The organism is Pedococcus sp. P2_E4 (assembly GCF_056403935.1).
In genome coordinates this window covers 21,177-38,627 of record NZ_JBFUEO010000014.1, presented here as the reverse complement: position 1 = coordinate 38,627, position 17,451 = coordinate 21,177, and the positions used below count along the sequence as shown (strand labels likewise).

General features: G+C 68.2%; 28 protein-coding genes and 1 pseudogene. 27 read left to right on the top strand and 2 right to left on the bottom strand.

Annotated features, from left to right (window positions below):
- Positions 1–5: 5 nt before the first annotated feature.
- The 26 genes and pseudogenes from rpsS to rplQ all read left to right on the top strand — a co-directional run bounded on the left by rpsS (position 6) and on the right by rplQ (position 13,986).
- A complete protein-coding gene (gene rpsS, locus AC1DV7_RS09075; protein ID WP_477596719.1) occupies positions 6–287 on the top strand; it encodes a 30S ribosomal protein S19 in 282 nt (93 codons plus the stop codon).
- Positions 288–319: 32 nt separating this feature from the next.
- Complete coding sequence (rplV, locus tag AC1DV7_RS09070; RefSeq protein WP_477596789.1) at positions 320–688, top strand: 50S ribosomal protein L22; 369 nt, start codon at positions 320–322, stop codon at positions 686–688.
- On the top strand, positions 688–1,506 hold the full coding sequence (gene rpsC, locus AC1DV7_RS09065) for a 30S ribosomal protein S3 (protein ID WP_477596717.1): 819 nt from the start codon (positions 688–690) through the stop codon (positions 1,504–1,506). The genes rplV and rpsC overlap by 1 nt, the downstream gene beginning before the upstream one ends.
- Before the next feature lies 1 nt (position 1,507).
- Complete coding sequence (rplP, locus tag AC1DV7_RS09060; RefSeq protein WP_056883301.1) at positions 1,508–1,927, top strand: 50S ribosomal protein L16; 420 nt, start codon at positions 1,508–1,510, stop codon at positions 1,925–1,927.
- A pseudogene (rpmC, locus tag AC1DV7_RS09055) lies at positions 1,927–2,139 on the top strand (50S ribosomal protein L29); the annotation flags it as partial. The gene rplP and the pseudogene rpmC, both read left to right, overlap by 1 nt.
- A 32-nt stretch (positions 2,140–2,171) precedes the next feature.
- Positions 2,172–2,462, top strand: coding sequence for a 30S ribosomal protein S17 (gene rpsQ, locus AC1DV7_RS09050; RefSeq protein WP_477596715.1), 291 nt, complete (start codon positions 2,172–2,174; stop codon positions 2,460–2,462).
- 98 nt (positions 2,463–2,560) lie between these two features.
- On the top strand, positions 2,561–2,929 hold the full coding sequence (gene rplN / locus AC1DV7_RS09045) for a 50S ribosomal protein L14 (RefSeq protein ID WP_477596713.1): 369 nt from the start codon (positions 2,561–2,563) through the stop codon (positions 2,927–2,929).
- 3 nt (positions 2,930–2,932) lie between these two features.
- Complete coding sequence (gene rplX / locus AC1DV7_RS09040; RefSeq protein WP_477596711.1) at positions 2,933–3,286, top strand: 50S ribosomal protein L24; 354 nt, start codon at positions 2,933–2,935, stop codon at positions 3,284–3,286.
- Positions 3,287–3,291: 5 nt separating this feature from the next.
- Positions 3,292–3,861, top strand: a complete 570-nt coding sequence (rplE, locus tag AC1DV7_RS09035) for a 50S ribosomal protein L5 (protein WP_477596709.1) — start codon at positions 3,292–3,294, stop codon at positions 3,859–3,861.
- Position 3,862: 1 nt separating this feature from the next.
- Positions 3,863–4,048 (top strand): type Z 30S ribosomal protein S14, encoded by a 186-nt coding sequence (locus AC1DV7_RS09030; protein WP_477596707.1) that lies wholly within the window; start codon positions 3,863–3,865, stop codon positions 4,046–4,048.
- Positions 4,049–4,141: 93 nt separating this feature from the next.
- Positions 4,142–4,540: a 30S ribosomal protein S8 gene (gene rpsH, locus AC1DV7_RS09025; RefSeq protein WP_327443782.1), complete on the top strand. Its 399-nt coding sequence runs from the start codon at positions 4,142–4,144 to the stop codon at positions 4,538–4,540.
- Positions 4,541–4,551: 11 nt separating this feature from the next.
- Positions 4,552–5,088, top strand: a complete 537-nt coding sequence (gene rplF / locus AC1DV7_RS09020) for a 50S ribosomal protein L6 (protein WP_477596705.1) — start codon at positions 4,552–4,554, stop codon at positions 5,086–5,088.
- Between the two features lie 3 nt (positions 5,089–5,091).
- The gene (gene rplR, locus AC1DV7_RS09015; protein WP_477596703.1) at positions 5,092–5,466 is read left to right on the top strand and encodes a 50S ribosomal protein L18; all 375 of its coding nucleotides are present in this window, start codon (positions 5,092–5,094) and stop codon (positions 5,464–5,466) included.
- Positions 5,467–5,500: 34 nt separating this feature from the next.
- The gene (rpsE, locus tag AC1DV7_RS09010; protein ID WP_477596702.1) at positions 5,501–6,154 is read left to right on the top strand and encodes a 30S ribosomal protein S5; all 654 of its coding nucleotides are present in this window, start codon (positions 5,501–5,503) and stop codon (positions 6,152–6,154) included.
- Positions 6,154–6,336, top strand: coding sequence for a 50S ribosomal protein L30 (rpmD, locus tag AC1DV7_RS09005; RefSeq protein ID WP_035902503.1), 183 nt, complete (start codon positions 6,154–6,156; stop codon positions 6,334–6,336). Before rpsE ends, rpmD begins: the two co-directional genes overlap by 1 nt.
- 2 nt (positions 6,337–6,338) lie before the next feature.
- Positions 6,339–6,824, top strand: a complete 486-nt coding sequence (gene rplO, locus AC1DV7_RS09000; protein ID WP_477596700.1) for a 50S ribosomal protein L15 — start codon at positions 6,339–6,341, stop codon at positions 6,822–6,824.
- Positions 6,825–7,058: 234 nt separating this feature from the next.
- Positions 7,059–8,372 (top strand): preprotein translocase subunit SecY, encoded by a 1,314-nt coding sequence (gene secY / locus AC1DV7_RS08995; protein WP_477596698.1) that lies wholly within the window; start codon positions 7,059–7,061, stop codon positions 8,370–8,372.
- Positions 8,372–8,947 carry an adenylate kinase gene (locus AC1DV7_RS08990; protein ID WP_477596696.1) on the top strand — a complete coding sequence of 192 codons (576 nt, stop codon included), beginning with the start codon at positions 8,372–8,374 and terminating at the stop codon, positions 8,945–8,947. The genes secY and AC1DV7_RS08990 overlap by 1 nt, the downstream gene beginning before the upstream one ends.
- Positions 8,947–9,789: a type I methionyl aminopeptidase gene (map, locus tag AC1DV7_RS08985; RefSeq protein ID WP_477596694.1), complete on the top strand. Its 843-nt coding sequence runs from the start codon at positions 8,947–8,949 to the stop codon at positions 9,787–9,789. Before AC1DV7_RS08990 ends, map begins: the two co-directional genes overlap by 1 nt.
- Before the next feature lie 173 nt (positions 9,790–9,962).
- Entirely contained in the window at positions 9,963–10,184 is a 222-nt protein-coding gene (infA, locus tag AC1DV7_RS08980; RefSeq protein ID WP_006946284.1) for a translation initiation factor IF-1, read from the top strand.
- A gap of 54 nt (positions 10,185–10,238) precedes the next feature.
- Positions 10,239–10,352 carry a 50S ribosomal protein L36 gene (gene rpmJ, locus AC1DV7_RS08975; protein ID WP_010148647.1) on the top strand — a complete coding sequence of 38 codons (114 nt, stop codon included), beginning with the start codon at positions 10,239–10,241 and terminating at the stop codon, positions 10,350–10,352.
- Between the two features lie 215 nt (positions 10,353–10,567).
- Positions 10,568–10,945: a 30S ribosomal protein S13 gene (rpsM, locus tag AC1DV7_RS08970; protein WP_477596691.1), complete on the top strand. Its 378-nt coding sequence runs from the start codon at positions 10,568–10,570 to the stop codon at positions 10,943–10,945.
- Positions 10,945–11,349, top strand: a complete 405-nt coding sequence (rpsK, locus tag AC1DV7_RS08965) for a 30S ribosomal protein S11 (protein ID WP_477596689.1) — start codon at positions 10,945–10,947, stop codon at positions 11,347–11,349. The genes rpsM and rpsK overlap by 1 nt, the downstream gene beginning before the upstream one ends.
- Before the next feature lie 25 nt (positions 11,350–11,374).
- Entirely contained in the window at positions 11,375–11,983 is a 609-nt protein-coding gene (gene rpsD, locus AC1DV7_RS08960; protein ID WP_477596687.1) for a 30S ribosomal protein S4, read from the top strand.
- Between the two features lie 155 nt (positions 11,984–12,138).
- Positions 12,139–13,188, top strand: a complete 1,050-nt coding sequence (locus AC1DV7_RS08955; RefSeq protein ID WP_477596685.1) for a DNA-directed RNA polymerase subunit alpha — start codon at positions 12,139–12,141, stop codon at positions 13,186–13,188.
- A 69-nt stretch (positions 13,189–13,257) separates the two neighbouring features.
- A complete protein-coding gene (gene rplQ, locus AC1DV7_RS08950; protein ID WP_477596683.1) occupies positions 13,258–13,986 on the top strand; it encodes a 50S ribosomal protein L17, sunset domain variant in 729 nt (242 codons plus the stop codon).
- Between the two features lie 196 nt (positions 13,987–14,182).
- Here the strand turns inward: rplQ and AC1DV7_RS08945 are convergent, their stop codons facing one another.
- The gene (locus AC1DV7_RS08945; protein WP_477596681.1) at positions 14,183–15,415 is read right to left on the bottom strand and encodes an MFS transporter; all 1,233 of its coding nucleotides are present in this window, start codon (positions 15,413–15,415) and stop codon (positions 14,183–14,185) included.
- A 61-nt stretch (positions 15,416–15,476) separates the two neighbouring features.
- Here AC1DV7_RS08945 and truA point away from each other — a divergent pair, with 61 nt between their 5' ends.
- Positions 15,477–16,361: a tRNA pseudouridine(38-40) synthase TruA gene (truA, locus tag AC1DV7_RS08940; RefSeq protein WP_477596679.1), complete on the top strand. Its 885-nt coding sequence runs from the start codon at positions 15,477–15,479 to the stop codon at positions 16,359–16,361.
- Between the two features lie 98 nt (positions 16,362–16,459).
- Here the strand turns inward: truA and AC1DV7_RS08935 are convergent, their stop codons facing one another.
- Positions 16,460–17,380 (bottom strand): hypothetical protein, encoded by a 921-nt coding sequence (locus AC1DV7_RS08935; protein WP_477596677.1) that lies wholly within the window; start codon positions 17,378–17,380, stop codon positions 16,460–16,462.
- Positions 17,381–17,451 lie beyond the last annotated feature (71 nt).

Here is a 17,451-nt window from a genome sequence, read left to right as displayed (position 1 = left end):
GAAACATGCCTCGCAGTCTGAAGAAGGGCCCCTTCATCGACGACCACCTCCAGAAGAAGGTGGACGTCCAGAACGAAGCGGGTTCGAAGAACGTCATCAAGACGTGGTCGCGCCGTTCGGTCATCAGTCCGGACATGCTCGGTCACACCCTCGCCGTGCACGACGGCCGCAAGCACGTCCCGGTGTTCGTCACCGAGTCGATGGTCGGCCACAAGCTCGGTGAGTTCGCGCCGACCCGCACGTTCAAGGGTCACGTGAAGGACGACAAGAAGGGGCGTCGTCGCTGATGGCCGCCTCCACCGAGAACAAGGACAACGTGATGGAAGCCAAGGCGAGCGCGCGGCACGTCCGCGTCACGCCCCAGAAGGCCCGGCGCATCGTGGACCTCATCCGCGGCAAGCAGGCCGTCGAGGCCGTTGCCGTGCTGCAGTTCGCGCCGCAGTCCGCGTCGGAGCCGATCCAGAAGGTGCTCGAGAGCGCCATCGCGAACGCCCGGGTCAAGGCCGACAAGGCCTCCGAGGCCTTCGACGAGCGCAACCTGGTCATCAGCGCTGCGTTCGTGGACGAGGGCCCGACGATGAAGCGGTTCCGCCCGCGTGCCCAGGGCCGCGCGGCCCGCATCAACAAGCGCACCAGCCACATCACCGTGGTCGTCACGCCGAAGACCACCAAGGGAGGCACCCGCTAATGGGTCAGAAGGTCAACCCGCACGGCTTCCGCCTCGGTATCACCACCGAGCACAAGAGCCGCTGGTTCGCTGACTCCACCAAGGAGGGTCAGCGCTACCGAGATTACGTCAAGGAAGACGTCGCCATCCGCAAGCTCATGTCCGAGGGCATGGAGCGGGCCGGCATCTCCCGCGTCGAGATCGAGCGCACCCGTGACCGCGTCCGTGTGGACATCCACACCGCGCGTCCCGGCATCGTCATCGGTCGTCGCGGCGCCGAGGCCGACCGCATCCGTGGCGAGCTCGAGAAGCTCACGGGCAAGCAGGTGCAGCTGAACATCCTCGAGGTCAAGAACCCCGAGATCGACAGCCAGCTGGTCGCCCAGGGCATCGCCGAGCAGCTCTCGGCGCGTGTGTCGTTCCGTCGCGCCATGCGCAAGGGCATGCAGTCCGCCACCCGCGCCGGCGCCAAGGGCATCCGTGTCCAGGTGTCCGGTCGCCTCGGCGGCGCGGAGATGTCCCGCACCGAGTTCTACCGCGAGGGTCGCGTCCCCCTGCACACGCTGCGTGCGCAGATCGACTACGGCTTCTACGAGGCCCGCACCACCTTCGGCCGCATCGGCGTCAAGGTGTGGATCTACAAGGGTGACGTCACCGCTCGCGAGCTGGCCCAGCAGCAGGCTGCTGCGCCGCGCCCGAGCCGTGGCCCGCGTCGTGACGGCGCCGACCGTCCCGCCCGCGCTCGTCGCGAGCGTCCGGAGGCCGCCACCGAGACCGTTGCTGCTGAGGCGCCCGCCGTGGAGGCCACCGCCGCCAGCACTGAGGGAGAGCAGTCCTGACATGTTGATTCCTCGTCGAGTCAAGCACCGCAAGCAGCACCACCCGGGTCGCTCCGGGGCTGCCAAGGGTGGCACCAAGATCGCGTTCGGCGACTACGGCATCCAGGCCCTCGAGCCCGCCTACGTCACCAACCGTCAGATCGAGTCCGCTCGTATTGCGATGACGCGTTACATGAAGCGTGGCGGAAAGGTGTGGATCAACATCTACCCCGACCGCCCGCTGACCAAGAAGCCCGCCGAGACCCGCATGGGTTCCGGTAAGGGTTCCCCCGAGTGGTGGATCGCCAACATCAAGCCTGGTCGCGTGATGTTCGAGGTGTCCGGTGTGTCCGAAGAGGTCGCCCGTGAGGCCATGCGTCTGGCGATGCACAAGCTCCCCATGAAGTGCCGCTTCGTTCGGCGTGAGGGTGGTGACATCTGATGGCAGTCGGATCCAAGGACCTGACCTCGGAGAGCCTGCGTGGCTTCGACGAGGACCGCCTGGTCGACGAGCTCCGCAAGGCCAAGGAGGAGCTGTTCAACCTCCGGTTCCAGTCCGCCACCGGTCAGCTGGACAACCACGGCCGGCTGCGCGCGGTCCGCAAGGACATCGCCCGCATCTACACCGAGCTGCGCGAGCGTGAGCTCGGCATCGGTGGGCCCACCACGAGCACGGAGAAGTCGGCATGAGCAAGCACGTGAAGGAAGAGGCCGTGACGGCTGCAGACCGCAACTACCGCAAGACCCGTCAGGGGTACGTGGTGAGCGACAAGATGGACAAGACCGTCGTGGTCGAGGTCGAGGACCGCGTCAAGCACGCGCTCTACGGCAAGGTCATCCGTCGTTCCAGCAAGGTCAAGGCCCACGACGAGCAGAACGCCGCCGGTGTCGGCGACCGCGTGCTGATCATGGAGACCCGTCCGCTGTCCGCCACGAAGCGCTGGCGTGTGGTCGAGATCCTCGAGAAGGCCAAGTAAGCCACTGCCGTCAGGCAATCCCATCTGCCAACCAGGCAGTCAGTTCGGCAAGGCTCGCCCGCGAGGGTGAGAACCAGCACGACGAGTAGGAGTGAGAAGTGATCCAGCAGGAGTCGCGACTGCGCGTCGCCGACAACACTGGTGCCAAGGAAATCCTGTGCATCCGTGTTCTCGGTGGCTCGGGTCGTCGTTACGCCGGCATCGGTGACGTCATCGTCGCCGCCGTCAAGGACGCCATCCCCGGCGGCAACGTCAAGAAGGGCGATGTCGTCAAGGCTGTCATCGTGCGCACCACCAAGGAGCGTCGTCGCGCCGACGGCAGCTACATCAAGTTCGACGAGAACGCCGCGGTCATCCTCAAGGGCGACGGCGACCCTCGTGGCACCCGCATCTTCGGCCCGGTGGGTCGTGAGCTGCGTGAGAAGAAGTTCATGAAGATCATTTCGCTCGCGCCGGAGGTGCTCTGAGCCATGGCTGCGAAGAAGATGAAGATCAAGAAGGGCGACCTCGTCCAGGTCCTCACGGGCAAGGACAAGGCCAAGCAGGGCAAGGTCATCGCCGTCTACACCGAGACCGAGCGCGTGCTCGTCGAGGGTGTCAACCGCGTGACCCGCCACACCAAGGCCGGCCAGACCGCTCGCGGCAGCCGTACCGGTGGGCTCGTTGTCCAGGAGGCCCCGATCCACGTGAGCAACGTGGCGATCGTCGACCCGTCCGAGAAGAAGCCGACCCGGATCAAGACCCGGGTCGAGACCGTCGAGCGCAACGGCCGCGACAAGGCCACCCGCACCCGCGTTGCGGTGCGCTCGGGCAAGGACCTGTGAAAGACATGACTGAAACCGCAACCGTCACCTCGTCGCCGCGCCTCAAGACGCGCTACGCCGACGAGATCAAGGGTCAGCTGCGCGAGCAGTTCGGCTACGAGAACGTCATGCAGGTGCCCGGCGTCGTCAAGGTCGTCGTCAACATGGGTGTTGGTGACGCCGCCAAGGACGCCAAGCTCATCGAGGGCGCGATCAAGGACCTCTCGGCCATCACCGGTCAGAAGCCCCTGGTCACCAAGGCCCGCAAGTCCATCGCGCAGTTCAAGCTGCGCGAGGGCATGCCGATCGGTGCGCACACCACGCTGCGCGGCGACCGCATGTGGGAGTTCCTCGACCGTCTGGTGTCGGTGGCCCTGCCCCGTATCCGTGACTTCCGTGGTCTGTCGCCCAAGCAGTTCGACGGCAAGGGCAACTACACCTTCGGTCTCACCGAGCAGTCGATGTTCATCGAGATCGACCAGGACCGCATCGACCGCGTGCGTGGCATGGACATCACCGTGGTGACCACGGCCACCAACGACGACGAGGGCCGCGCCCTGCTCAAGGCGCTCGGCTTCCCCTTCAAGGAGAACTGACATGGCGAAGACCGCCCTGGTCAACAAGGCCAACAAGAAGCCGAAGTTCAAGGTTCGCGCCTACACGCGCTGCCAGCGCTGCGGCCGTCCCCACTCGGTCTACCGCAAGTTCGGCCTGTGCCGTATCTGCGTGCGCGAGATGGCTCACCGCGGCGAGCTGCCCGGTGTCACCAAGAGCTCCTGGTAAGACCCCCACACCCACCATTGAACTTTTCTACATCGCAGGTCGCCCCGCTCCCGCGGGCCAGCGAAACCACGGTGAGAGAGGGCGGAGAAGCCCATGACCATGACTGACCCGATTGCGGACATGTTGACCCGCGTCCGGAACGCCAACTCGGCGCACCACGACGCAGTCTCCATGCCGTTTTCCAAGCTGAAGTCCCACATCGCCGAGATCCTGCAGGCCGAGGGTTACATCGCCGGCTGGACCGTCGAGGACGCCGAGGTCGGCAAGACGCTGACCGTCGAGCTGAAGTACGGCCCCAACCGCGAGCGTTCCATCGCTGGCGTGCGCCGCGTCTCCAAGCCCGGTCTGCGTGTCTACGCCAAGTCGACCAACCTTCCCAAGGTGCTCGGCGGGCTCGGTGTGGCCATCATTTCCACCTCGTCTGGCCTCCTCACGGACCGCCAGGCCGCGACCAAGGGTGTGGGCGGGGAAGTCCTCGCCTACGTCTGGTAAGGGGATTCGACATGTCGCGAATCGGACGACTCCCGGTCGCCATCCCGAGTGGCGTCGACATCACCATCGACGGCCAGGCCGTCAAGGTGAAGGGCCCCAAGGGTGAGCTCTCCCACGTGGTGGCTGAGCCGATCACCGTTGAGAAGGGCGACGCCGGCCTCGAGGTCAAGCGCCCGAACGACGAGCGTCAGTCCCGTGCGCTGCACGGCCTGACCAGGTCGCTCATCAACAACATGGTCCTCGGTGTCACCGAGGGCTACGAGAAGAAGATGGAGATCCACGGCACGGGTTACCGCGTGGCCAACAAGGGCGGGAACCTCGAGTTCGCGCTGGGCTACTCGCACTCCATCACCGTGGAGGCCCCCGAGGGCATCTCCTTCGCTGTCGAGAACCCCACCCGCTTCGCGGTCCAGGGCATCGACAAGCAGCTGGTCGGCGAGGTCGCCGCGAACATCCGCAAGCTGCGCAAGCCCGACCCGTACAAGGGCAAGGGCGTTCGCTACGCGGGCGAGCAGATCCGTCGCAAGGTCGGAAAGGCTGGTAAGTAAGCCATGGCAATGATCGTCAAGCGCGCCAAGGGGAAGTCTGCTGCACGCGGACGTCGCCACCTGCGCCTGCGCAAGAAGGTCGCCGGTACCACCGCGCGTCCCCGTCTGGTCGTGTCGCGGTCGAGCCGCCACGTGTTCGTGCAGATCGTGGACGACACGATCGGCAAGACCGTGGCGTCGGCCTCCACCATGGAGGCGGACCTGCGTTCCTTCGACGGTGACAAGACCGCCAAGGCCCGCAAGGTCGGCGAGCTGCTCGCCGAGCGCGCCAAGAGTGCCGGTGTCGAGGCGGTCGTCTTCGACCGTGGCGGCAACAAGTACCACGGCCGCATCGCCGCGATCGCCGAAGGCGCCCGCGAGGGTGGTCTGGCCCTGTGACCACCATGACTGTTACTGAGATGAGGAACATCTGATGCCCGGACCCCAGCGTCGAGGCACTGGAGCCGTCGGTGGCGACAACGCCCGCGGCGAGCGTGGCGACCGCCGTGGCGGTCGTGACAACCGTCGCGACGGCGGTCGTGACCAGGCCGAGAAGAGCCAGTACGTCGAGCGCGTGGTGACCATCAACCGCGTCGCGAAGGTCGTCAAGGGTGGCCGCCGCTTCTCCTTCACCGCCCTCGTGGTGGTGGGTGACGGCGACGGCACCGTCGGCGTCGGCTACGGCAAGGCCAAGGAAGTCCCCGCGGCGATCGCCAAGGGTGTCGAGGAGGCCAAGAAGCAGTTCTTCAAGGTCCCGCGCATCCAGGGCACCATCCCGCACCCCATCCAGGGTGAGGCTGCCGCCGGTGTCGTCATGCTCCGTCCCGCCGCCCCCGGTACCGGTGTCATCGCCGGTGGCCCGGTGCGTGCGGTGCTCGAGTGCGCCGGCATCCACGACGTCCTGTCCAAGTCCCTGGGCTCGGACAACGCCATCAACATCGTCCACGCGACGGTCGCGGCCCTGCGTGGCCTCGAGCGTCCCGAGGCCGTGGCCGCGCGCCGTGGCCTGCCGGTCGACCAGGTCGCCCCGGCAGCCATGCTGCGCGCCCAGGCCGCTGGCCGCGAGGCCGCAAAGGCTGGTGCGTGATGGCACGTCTGAAGGTGACCCAGACCCGTTCCGAGATCGGCGGCAAGCAGAACCAGCGTGACACGCTGCGCAGCCTCGGTCTGAAGCGCATTGGCGACGTCGTCGTCAAGGAGGACCGTCCCGAGATCCGCGGGATGGTCAAGACGGTGACGCACCTCGTTGCCGTCGAGGAGGTTGACTGACCATGGCAGACAAGAAGGCCGCCAAGGCCGCTGCCGCGCCCGAGGGCACTGCCCTCAAGGTGCACCACCTGCGTCCCGCCCCGGGTGCCAAGACCGCCAAGACCCGCGTGGGTCGCGGTGAGGGCTCCAAGGGCAAGACCGCCGGTCGCGGCACCAAGGGCACGAAGGCCCGCTACCAGGTTCCGGAGCGCTTCGAGGGTGGCGCCATGCCGCTGCACATGCGCCTGCCGAAGCTGCGTGGCTTCAAGAACCCGTTCCGCGTGGAGTTCCAGGTCGTCAACCTGGACAAGCTGTCCACCCTGTTCCCCGAGGGTGGCGACGTGACCGTGGCCGACCTCGTGGCCAAGGGCGCGGTCCGCGACAACTCCCCGGTCAAGGTGCTCGGCACCGGCGAGATCACCGTCAAGGTCAACGTGACCGCTGACAAGTTCTCGGCCACCGCCAAGGAGAAGATCGAGGCCGCTGGCGGCTCGGTCACCTCCGCCTGAGGACCAGGAACCAAGCTCGGGGGTATGCCGCGGGCTCACCTCACCGGTGAGCCCGCGGCATACCTGTCGGGGGACCCTGAACCACCACCCCATCCAGCTCCACCGGGTGCTCCGGGCACGGCGACGGGCTCCCGCCCGTTGCACCCACCGGGTCGATGCCCGGGGTATCGTGCCTAGGATTGCCTGACCGTCATCACCGCGTGGCCACCTCGGCCCGCGTCACCAGGAGGACCTGTGCTCACCGCCTTCAGCCGCGCGTTCAAGACGCCGGACCTGCGCAGGAAGCTGCTGTTCACCCTCTTCATCGTCATCATCTTCCGGCTCGGCTCGCACGTGCCGGTGCCGGGTGTGAGCTACACCGCCGTGCAGGCCTGCATCAAGACCGCGGACTCCACGACGGGTGTGCTCGGCCTCGCCAACCTCTTCAGTGGTGGCGCGCTCCTGCAGCTGTCGATCTTCGCGCTCGGGATCATGCCGTACATCACTGCGAGCATCATCGTGCAGCTCCTCACCGTGGTCATCCCGCGGTTCGAGGCGCTGAAGAAGGAGGGCCAGCAGGGTCAGGCCAAGATGACGCAGTACACGCGTTACCTGACCATCGGCCTGGCGATCCTGCAGTCCTCCACGCTGATCACGTTCGCCCAGAACCCCTCGGCGCTCTTCGGCCCCCAGTGCACGAGCATCCTGCCCGACGACTCGATCCCGACGCTGGTCATCATGGTGCTCACCATGACCGCCGGCACCGGTGTCGTCATGTGGCTCGGCGAGCTCGTCACCGACAAGGGCATCGGCAACGGCATGTCGCTGCTGATCTTCACCTCGATCGCCAGCTCGTTCCCCAGTTCGCTGTGGGCCATCCAGCAGCAGGACGGCCGCTGGGACGTCTTCATCGGCGTGATCCTGCTCGGCTTCCTCATCATCGCGCTCGTCGTCTTCGTCGAGCAGAGCCAGCGGCGCATCCCCGTGCAGTACGCCAAGCGCCAGGTCGGCCGCCAGATGTATGGCGGCACCTCGACCTACATCCCGCTCAAGGTCAACATGGCCGGCGTCATCCCCGTGATCTTCGCCTCGTCGCTGCTCGCGCTGCCCTCCTTGCTGGCACAGTTCAACAGGTCGACCACCGGCGACCAGGCCGGCTGGGTGACGTGGATCGAGCAGCACCTCGTCCGAGGTGACCACCCGATCTACATGGTGGCCTACATCGGGCTGATCCTGTTCTTCACGTTCTTCTACGTGTCGATCACGTTCAACCCGACCGAGGTCGCCGACAACATGAAGCGCTACGGAGGCTTCATCCCAGGTATCCGCGCCGGGCGACCCACGGCCGAGTACCTCGACTACGTGCTCACCCGCATCACCGTTCCCGGGGCCATCTACCTCGGCCTCATCTCGCTGATCCCGCTCGTTGCACTGGTGCTCGTCGGCGCCAACCAGAACTTCCCGTTCGGTGGCACCTCCATCCTCATCATCGTCGGTGTGGGGCTGGAGACGGTGAAGCAGATCGAGTCCCAGCTCCAGCAGCGACACTACGAAGGGTTCCTTCGGTAATGCGCTTGATCATCCTCGGCCCACCCGGTGCCGGTAAGGGCACCCAGGCTGCCCAGATCGCCTCCTCGTTCGGGATCCCGGCGATCTCCACCGGCGACATCTTCCGCGCCAACATCAAGAACGAGACCCCCCTCGGCCTGCAGGTCAAGGAGGTGCTCGCGTCCGGTGGCTACGTCACCGACGACATCACCAACGCGATCGTCAAGGACCGGCTGTTCGAGGATGACGCCGAGCAGGGCTTCCTGCTCGACGGCTACCCGCGCACGGCGGCCCAGGTCGAGACCCTCGACCAGATCCTGGCCGAGCACGGGCACGAGCTCGACGCCGTGCTCGAGCTGACCGTCGACGAGGAGGCCGTGGTCGACCGCCTGCTCAAGCGAGCCCAGATCGAGGGCCGGGAGGACGACACCGAAGAGGTCATCCGCGAGCGGCRGGCCATCTACCGGCGCGAGACCGCCCCGCTCACCGACGTCTACTCCACGCGCGGGCTGCTCGTGCAGGTCGACGGCATGGGCTCGGTCGACGAGGTGTTCGACCGCATCTCCTCCGCCCTCGAAGGGGTTGCTGCTTCCTGATGTTCGGCAGGTCCCGCATCGACACGAAGTCGCCCGACCAGATCCTGCGCATGCGCAAGGCAGGACTGGTCGTCGGCCAGACCCTGCAGCTCATGGCGCAGACGGTCCGGCCGGGCATGACGACCAAGCAGCTCGACGAGCTGGCCGAGGAGCACATCCGGGGCAACGGTGCGACGCCGTCGTTCCTGGGCTACCACGGCTTCACTGGCACGCTCTGCACCTCCGTCAACCACGAGGTCGTGCACGGCATCCCCGGCTCGCGCGTGCTCGCCGAGGGTGACCTGATCTCGATCGACTGCGGTGCGATCGTCGACGGCTGGCACGGCGACGCCGCGATCTCCGTGATCGTGGGCGGCCGTGACGCCGGGCGGCCCGAGGACCTCGAGCTCATCGACGCCACCGAGGACTCCATGTGGGCCGGCATCGCGGCGCTCACCGCGGGCGACTCCCTGTATGCCGTGGGCGCGGCTGTCGAGGACAGCATCGTGGCCGCCCGGGAGCGGGACGGCCGGGACTACGGCATCGTCGAGGACTACGTCGGCCACGGGATCGGCACCGAGATGCACATGGACCCCCAGGTCCCGAACCACCGCGTCCGCGACAAGGGGCCGACCGTGCGCTCCGGCGTGACCGTGGCCATCGAGCCGATGGTGACCCTCGGCACCGCCGAGACGACCGTCCTCGCCGACGACTGGACCGTCGTCACCAACGACGAGTCGCGCGCGGCCCACTGGGAGAACACCGTGGCCGTGACGGACGCCGGCCTCTGGGTCCTCACCGCCCTCGACGGCGGCAAGGAGCGGTTGGAAGCCCTCGGCGCGGCATACGCCCCGCTGGGCTGAGCCGTACCCACCGCGGGGGGCTCCCACGTGGGTGCTGCCCGAGCACGATTTCGTGCTCACGGGGGGTCTGACGTAGACTGATCCGTCGGCATGCGTGTGTCTTCATTCGCGTGCTGGTTTCACGTGCGCCCGTTCCATCCTGGGAGGGGCCGACTCAGCAGATTGTGGAGGCTATGGCCAAGAAGGACGGTGTCATCGAGATCGAGGGCACGATCGTCGAGGCTCTCCCGAACGCCATGTTCCGGGTTGAGCTGACCAACGGTCACAAGGTTCTCGCTCACATCTCGGGCAAGATGCGCCAGCACTACATCCGGATCCTCCCCGAGGACCGCGTGGTGGTGGAGCTCAGCCCGTACGACCTGACCCGTGGCCGGATCGTCTTCCGCTACCGCTGATGCAGGACCCGCGGGCCGATCGGTCCGCGGCACAGATCGACTGAAGCAGAGGCTATGAAGGTTCAGCCGAGCGTCAAGAAGATCTGCGACAAGTGCAAGGTGATCCGCCGTCACGGTCGGGTCATGGTGATCTGCGAGAACCTGCGCCACAAGCAGCGCCAGGGCTGAGCAGAGCACCAACCCCGCACGACTCGCATCTCTTCGAGAAGCGCAGACAAGTGAATTGACCGCAGTACCCGGCCCCTGTGCGCGGCGTCATCGACGCAGCCCAGGACGTCACCCCCGGCCCGGAGGCCGAGGACCGGTGCCCCGAGGAAAGCTTCGGGAACCAGCCCGGAACGGTACTGCTCCAGACCTCCGGAGACATTAAGGAAACACACAAGATGGCACGTCTTGTCGGTGTCGACCTGCCGCGCGAAAAGCGCGTCGAGGTCGCTCTCACCTACATTTTCGGAGTGGGTCGCACCCGCTCCCAGCAGGCGCTGGCCGCCACGGGTGTCAGCCCTGACACCCGAGTCCGTGACCTCACGGACGCGGACCTGGTCAAGCTCCGTGACTACCTGGACGAGAACGTCAAGTACGAGGGTGACCTCCGTCGTGAGATCGCCGCTGACATCCGCCGCAAGGTCGAGATCGGCTCCTACGAGGGCCTTCGTCACCGTCGCGGTCTCCCGGTGCGCGGTCAGCGCACCAAGACCAATGCGCGCACCCGCAAGGGCCCCAAGCGCACCGTCGCCGGTAAGAAGAAGGTTGGTAAGTAATGCCCCCCAAGAGCCGTACTGCGGGCGCCAAGAAGGTGCGCCGCAAGGAGAAGAAGAACGTCGCCCACGGGCACGCTCACATCAAGAGCACGTTCAACAACACGATCATCTCGATCACCGACCCGACCGGTGCCGTCATCTCCTGGGCCTCCGCCGGCCAGGTGGGCTTCAAGGGTTCGCGCAAGTCGACCCCGTTCGCCGCCCAGATGGCTGCCGAGGCTGCCGCCCGCCGCGCGATGGAGCACGGCATGCGCAAGGTCGACGTCTTCGTCAAGGGTCCCGGCTCCGGTCGTGAGACCGCGATCCGCTCCCTCACCGCCACGGGCCTGGAGGTCGGCGCGATCAGCGACGTCACCCCCTCGCCGCACAACGGTGTCCGTCCGCCCAAGCGCCGTCGCGTCTGATTAACGGGAAAGGTAGATAAGAACAATGGCCCGTTACACCGGACCCATCACCAAGAAGTCGCGTCGCCTCAAGGTCGACCTGGTCGGCGGCGACAAGAACTTCGAGCTCCGTCCCTTCCCGCCCGGCCAGCACGGCCGTCGCCGGATGCAGGAGAAGGAGTACCTCACCCAGCTGCAGGAGAAGCAGAAGGCTCGCTTCACCTACGGCGTCATGGAGAAGCAGTTCCGCGGTTACTACGAGGAGGCCTCGCGCCGCTCGGGCAAGACCGGTGAGACCCTGCTGCAGATCCTCGAGTCCCGCCTGGACAACGTGGTCTACCGCGCCGGCCTGGCCCGCACCCGTCGTGCGGCTCGCCAGCTCGTCACGCACGGCCACTTCGAGGTCAACGGCGTGCGGGTGGACGTCCCGTCCTACCGCGTCGAGCAGTACGACATCATCACCGTTCGCGCCAAGTCCGTGAACACCTTCCCGATCGAGCTGGCTCGCCAGACCTTCGGCGAGCGCCCGACCCCGGCCTGGCTGCAGGTCGTCCCGGGTTCGCTGCAGATCCTGATCCACAGCCTGCCCGTCCGTGAGCAGATCGACACGATCCTCACCGAGCAGCTGATCGTCGAGCTCTACTCGAAGAACTGATGGTCTGAGGTATGCCGCGTGGCCCAGCCACGCGGCATACCTCACCGTCGTGCACATCCTTGGTCACGGCCCCGGACAGAGCGGGTCGCGACAGCCGATCGGATCGGCACTTCATCGGCGTCATATAGCGGTCGCCGACGGAAAGGAACACACCAGTGCTCATTGCACAGCGCCCCTCGCTCAGCGAAGAGGTCGTTGCGGACAACCGCAGCCGCTTCGTCATCGAGCCCCTCGAGCCCGGCTTCGGCTACACGCTCGGCAACTCCCTCCGCCGCACCCTGCTCTCGAGCATCCCGGGTGCCTCGGTCACCAGCATCCGCATCGACGGTGTGCTGCACGAGTTCTCCACGATCCCCGGGGTCAAGGAGGACGTCACCGAGATCATCCTCAACATCAAGGGCCTGGTCGTCTCCTCGGAGCACGACGAGCCGGTCGTGATGTACCTGCGCAAGCAGGGCTCCGGCCCGGTCACCGCCGCGGACATCGCGCCGCCGGCCGGCGTCGAGGTGCACAACCCCGACCTGCACATCGCCACGCTCAACGGCAAGGGCAAGGTCGAGATGGAGCTGACCGTCGAGCGCGGCCGTGGCTACGTCTCCGCCCAGCAGAACAAGTCCGGCGACCAGGAGATCGGCCGCATCCCGGTCGACTCCATCTACAGCCCGGTGCTCAACGTCACCTACAAGGTGGAGCTGACCCGTGTCGAGCAGCGCACCGACTTCAACAGCCTGGTGATCGACGTCGAGACCAAGAACTCGATGGCTCCCCGTGACGCCATGGCCTCTGCGGGCAAGACGCTCGTCGAGCTGTTCGGCCTGGCCCGTGAGCTCAACGTCGAGGCCGAGGGCATCGACATGGGCCCGTCGCCGACCGACGCCGCCCTGGCCGCCGACCTGGCGCTGCCGATCGAGGACCTCGACCTGACCGTCCGGTCCTACAACTGCCTCAAGCGCGAGGGCATCCACACCGTGGGTGAGCTCGTGGGACGCAGCGAGGCCGACCTGCTCGACATCCGCAACTTCGGTGCGAAGTCGATCGACGAGGTCAAGGCCAAGCTCGTCGGCATGGGTCTGGCACTCAAGGACAGCCCGCCCGGGTTCGACCCGTCCGCGATCGCCGACAACTACGGCGACTACGACGACGACTTCGTCGACGCCGACTCCGCTGACGACGGCCGTTCCCTGGCCGAGGACGAGCAGCTCTGACCAACCGCCGCTGAGGTGGCGGGTGGGCTCGCCCGCCCCGCCACCTCACAACCAAGGAGAACCTGAACCATGCCTACCCCCACCAAGGGTCCCCGTCTCGGGGGCGGTCCGGCTCACGAGCGGCTGATCCTGGCCAACCTGGCCACGTCGCTCTTCGAGCACGACTCGATCACCACCACCGAGGCCAAGGCCAAGCGCCTGCGTCCCCTGGCCGAGCGTCTCGTGACGTTCGCCAAGCGCGGTGACCTGCACGCGCGTCGTCGCGTCCTGTCGGTCGTGTCCGACAAGAGCGTCGTGCACCGCCTGTTCACCGAGATCGCGCCCGACATGGCCGAGCGCAACGGTGGCTACACGCGCATCACCAAGATCGGCGCCCGCAAGGGTGACAACGCCCCCATGGCCGTGATCGAGCTCGTCCGCGAGCCGCTGGCCAAGAAGGCGACCGTCAAGGAGGCCGAGGCCGCCACCAAGCGTTCCGCCAAGCAGGCCGAGGCCAAGGACGCTGCGGCTGCGACCAAGGCCGCCGAGGACGACGCCAAGGACGCCGAGGCTGCGACCCTGGTCGACGCCGAGGTCACCGAGACCACCGAGGCTGCGGCCGCGGAGGTCCCCGCCGGTGCGGTCGCTGCGAACGAGGACGGCTCGTCGCCCGACGAGGCCTACACGGTCAAGGGCAACGCCGACTCCGGCAAGTACCACGAGGCCGACGGTCAGTGGTACGACCAGACCGTTGCCGAGTTCTGGTTCAAGTCGGCCGAGGACGCCGAGGCTGCTGGCTTCACCAAGGCCGGCGCCTGAGGCTTCGCCACCCGGCACGACCTGGCACGACGCAGGGCCGTCCATCCCCTCGGGGGTGGGCGGCCCTTCGCCATGTCCAATGCCGTCGCCCCTAACCTCTGCTAGCAGGGCTTACCGAAATCAGGACAGCGTGCAACCTGTCCGGATCTAGCCAAACCCTGCTAGCAGAGGTTGGCGAGGCCGGCCTGTGGAAGCCTCACTCGGAGCGGAAGGCCCCTGCGAGCGGCACGATGGCGAGCACGAGGACCATCGGCACCGCGAACCCGATTCTCAGGTTGGACGAGCCCACCGCGCCGGTCAGCACCGCCCCAAGCAGGCCGCCGACGTAGTTGAACTGGTTGAACCTGGCGATGACCGCGTCGACCCGGGCGCGACGGGTCTGCTCGTCCACCCCGTGGCCGGCCACCGAGGCGGCTGCCGAGAAGCTGAGCGGCGCGATGACGGCCACCGCCCCGCCGACCACGGTGAAGCCGAGCACGGCCACCGGCCAACTCGGCGAGAACACGATCACGGCCAGGCCGACGCAGGCCACGACCGCGCCGACGCGCAGCAGCGGGACCGCGCCGACCCGTGCGACGGCCCGGTCGCCCGCCAGGCGGCTGACGCCGGTGGCCACGAGATAGGGCAACGTCGCGACGGGCAGCAGCCAGTCGGGGGTCTCGTGCGCCGACTTCAGGAAGACTGGCCCCCACGTCGTCGCCGCGGTGTCGACCATGTAGAAGAGCACCATCGCGGCACCGAGCAGCAGCAGCCTGCGCCACGGCACGTCGACGGGTGCCAGCGTCGGCACGTCGTCGGCCACGTCCGCCATGGCGCCGACGGGTGGGCCGGCCGCCGCCACGGATCCGACCGGCGGGCCGGCTCGATGGGGCAGCAGCGGCGCCGCGGTCACGAGCAGGGCAGTCACCGCCAGGGGCAGCAGCCCCGCCGTCAGGCTCACCCCCGTCACCGCGATGGCGACCAGCGTGGCGACGATGCCGCCGATGGTCCATGCGCCGTGGAACGACGGCAGGATGGTTCGGCCCCAGCGGTGCTCAAGGGCCACGGCCTGCATGTTGGTCGCGGCGTCCACGCCGCCCAGCCCTAGCCCGTAGACGGCCAGCCCGGCCACGAAGACGCCGCGGGAGGGCGCCACCGCCACCAGCGTGATGCCGACGGCCACCAGCGCGAAGGCGACCCGCAGCACGTGGGCGCTGCCGAGCCGCCGTGCTCCCGACTCGGTGACGGCCGACCCGGCGCCGGCGAGCAGCACGACCATGAGCAGCAGCCCGCTGACGAACAGCTCGGACAGGTCCCACCGCTCTTGGAAGCGCGGCAGCCGGGTCGTCACCGAGATGAACAGCAGGCCCTGCACCGCGAACCCGCCGGCGATGGCCAGGCGGTGACGGCGGAGGGTGGCGTCGACGGTGGTCGGGGGAGCGGACGTCACCGCGCCACTCTGGCAGAACCGGCCTCGATGGGGCGGGAGTTCGCGTCGCTACGCTGGCCACATGCCGCAGCCCAGCACCGAGTCGACCGCTGGGCAGGCGCAGTCCGTCCCCCTGCGGATCCGGCTCGACCTCGGCTACGACGGCACCGACTTCTCCGGCTGGGCTGCCCAGCCGGGGCTGCGCACGGTCGAGGGCGAGCTGTCGGCGGCCCTGACCACCATGCTGCGCAGTGCCGAGCCGGTGCGCCTCACGGTCGCCGGCCGCACCGACTCCGGCGTGCACGCGCGCGGGCAGGTGGCGCACGCCGACCCGGACCCGGCGGCGTGGGCAGCCCTGCCCGGCCGGTCGGACCGCACCCCCGAGGCCGCGGCACTGAGCCGGCTGCACGGCATACTCCCCGCGGACGTGGTGGTTCGGTCGGTGAGGGTGGCGGCTCCCGGTTTCGACGCGCGGTTCTCGGCGCTGCGGCGTCGCTACCTGTACCGGCTGTGCGACGACCCGGCGACGGCCGACCCGCTGCGGCGGCGCGACACGGTCGTGGTGAAGCGCGCGCTCGACGTCGAGGCGATGCACGCGGCCGCGCAGCGGCTGCTGGGGCTGCACGACTTCGGGGCGTTCTGCAAGCGGCGGGAGGGCGCCACGACGGTGCGGACCCTGCTCGACTACTCGTGGCGACGGGCCGGCGACGGCAGCCTCGAGGCCACGGTCGTGGCCGACGCGTTCTGCCACTCGATGGTGCGCTCGCTGGTGGGGGCGGTCGTGCCTGTGGGCGAGGGCCGTCGCCCGGTGGAGTGGCCGGCACAGGTGATGGCCGCGGCCGTCCGCGACCCCGCGGTCGCCGTCATGGCGCCGCACGGACTGTCGCTCGAGGAAGTCGTCTACCCGGCCGACGACCAGCTGGCAGCCCGGTCTGCGCAGGCGCGCGCGGTGCGCACCCTCGGCTGAGGCACGACCGCGAGACGTCGCGCCGCTGGCCGTGCCGCTGACCCGAAGATGTCGGGGCGAGCCGGCCGGGCGGGATCAGACCGGCTCGCCCCCGAGGCTCAGGGAGCCAGCGCCGCGTAGCCGCGGGAGTCGTGGATGGCCAGGCCCGCGAACCCCGGGTTGCCGCTGAACGCCGCGGTGACCGCGGCGAGCTGGACCTCCATCTGGGTCCGGGTCTGGCCGGCGAACGTCTGCTTCGTCTCGCTCGGGTCGGTGCCGAGGTGGTTGGTCTCCTGGCCGATGCGGACTGGCACCCCGAGGGCGGCCCCGGCAGCGACCTCCTTGGAGGCGAGGGCGATCGTGCCGTCAGGACCACTGGCCAGGTTGCGGTAGGCCATCACCGCGACGCCGTCGGTGCGGCGCATCACCTCGCGGTCCAGGGTGCTGCCGTTCGCGGGGATCTCGTCGAACCAGAACGGGATGTCTGCCTCGACGGGAGTCTGCCCCGCGGCGGCGGCGAGGGTGTCGTAGGTCGCGAGGTACTTCTTGACCACCTTCGCGCGCTGCGTCTGCCACGCCGCGGTCGTGTAGGGCTCGATGTCGACGTGGACCCCGCGGAACAGGCCGGTGGCGAGCGCGGGGCGCAGCCACTGGTCGACGACCCAGGTCTGGTTGTCGATCCAGCCCGGGTCGCCACCGAGCGCGTCCACGCGGATACCGGCGGACGCCGCCCGGTGGGACAGGTCGGTGAGCTCGGCGAGCTTCGGCGAGGACTGCACCTGCGGGGGCACGGCGGCATACAGCTGGGAGATGCCCCGGGCGACTGCGAGGTCGACGGTCGCCGCCGGGGTCGAGGTGTCCCACACCCACATGGCGCGGCCGGCCGGGGCGCTGCCCGCGGCGGCCACGGCGCCGGCGCCACCCACGGCGGCCACTGCCTCGGCGCGGACCGCGTCGGTCACGCCGACGACGGTCAGGCCGATGAGGGACACGACGGCGACCCTAGCCAGCAGGCGGGTGGCGCGGTGGGCGTGGGGCACTGAGGACCTCTGGGTCGATTCGGGCGGAAACACCATCGTGGGGGACCCGTCGACGTGCCCCTCGCCAACTT

Coding starts and splice junctions, on each gene's coding strand:
- rpsS (WP_477596719.1), top strand. CDS start 6: ATGCCTCGCAGTCTGAAGAAGGGCCCCTTCATCGACGACCACCTCCAG.
- rplV (WP_477596789.1), top strand. CDS start 320: ATGGAAGCCAAGGCGAGCGCGCGGCACGTCCGCGTCACGCCCCAGAAG.
- rpsC (WP_477596717.1), top strand. CDS start 688: ATGGGTCAGAAGGTCAACCCGCACGGCTTCCGCCTCGGTATCACCACC.
- rplP (WP_056883301.1), top strand. CDS start 1,508: ATGTTGATTCCTCGTCGAGTCAAGCACCGCAAGCAGCACCACCCGGGT.
- rpsQ (WP_477596715.1), top strand. CDS start 2,172: ATGAGCAAGCACGTGAAGGAAGAGGCCGTGACGGCTGCAGACCGCAAC.
- rplX (WP_477596711.1), top strand. CDS start 2,933: ATGGCTGCGAAGAAGATGAAGATCAAGAAGGGCGACCTCGTCCAGGTC.
- rplE (WP_477596709.1), top strand. CDS start 3,292: ATGACTGAAACCGCAACCGTCACCTCGTCGCCGCGCCTCAAGACGCGC.
- AC1DV7_RS09030 (WP_477596707.1), top strand. CDS start 3,863: ATGGCGAAGACCGCCCTGGTCAACAAGGCCAACAAGAAGCCGAAGTTC.
- rpsH (WP_327443782.1), top strand. CDS start 4,142: ATGACCATGACTGACCCGATTGCGGACATGTTGACCCGCGTCCGGAAC.
- rplF (WP_477596705.1), top strand. CDS start 4,552: ATGTCGCGAATCGGACGACTCCCGGTCGCCATCCCGAGTGGCGTCGAC.
- rplR (WP_477596703.1), top strand. CDS start 5,092: ATGGCAATGATCGTCAAGCGCGCCAAGGGGAAGTCTGCTGCACGCGGA.
- rpsE (WP_477596702.1), top strand. CDS start 5,501: ATGCCCGGACCCCAGCGTCGAGGCACTGGAGCCGTCGGTGGCGACAAC.
- rpmD (WP_035902503.1), top strand. CDS start 6,154: ATGGCACGTCTGAAGGTGACCCAGACCCGTTCCGAGATCGGCGGCAAG.
- rplO (WP_477596700.1), top strand. CDS start 6,339: ATGGCAGACAAGAAGGCCGCCAAGGCCGCTGCCGCGCCCGAGGGCACT.
- map (WP_477596694.1), top strand. CDS start 8,947: ATGTTCGGCAGGTCCCGCATCGACACGAAGTCGCCCGACCAGATCCTG.
- infA (WP_006946284.1), top strand. CDS start 9,963: ATGGCCAAGAAGGACGGTGTCATCGAGATCGAGGGCACGATCGTCGAG.
- rpmJ (WP_010148647.1), top strand. CDS start 10,239: ATGAAGGTTCAGCCGAGCGTCAAGAAGATCTGCGACAAGTGCAAGGTG.
- rpsM (WP_477596691.1), top strand. CDS start 10,568: ATGGCACGTCTTGTCGGTGTCGACCTGCCGCGCGAAAAGCGCGTCGAG.
- rpsK (WP_477596689.1), top strand. CDS start 10,945: ATGCCCCCCAAGAGCCGTACTGCGGGCGCCAAGAAGGTGCGCCGCAAG.
- rpsD (WP_477596687.1), top strand. CDS start 11,375: ATGGCCCGTTACACCGGACCCATCACCAAGAAGTCGCGTCGCCTCAAG.
- rplQ (WP_477596683.1), top strand. CDS start 13,258: ATGCCTACCCCCACCAAGGGTCCCCGTCTCGGGGGCGGTCCGGCTCAC.
- truA (WP_477596679.1), top strand. CDS start 15,477: ATGCCGCAGCCCAGCACCGAGTCGACCGCTGGGCAGGCGCAGTCCGTC.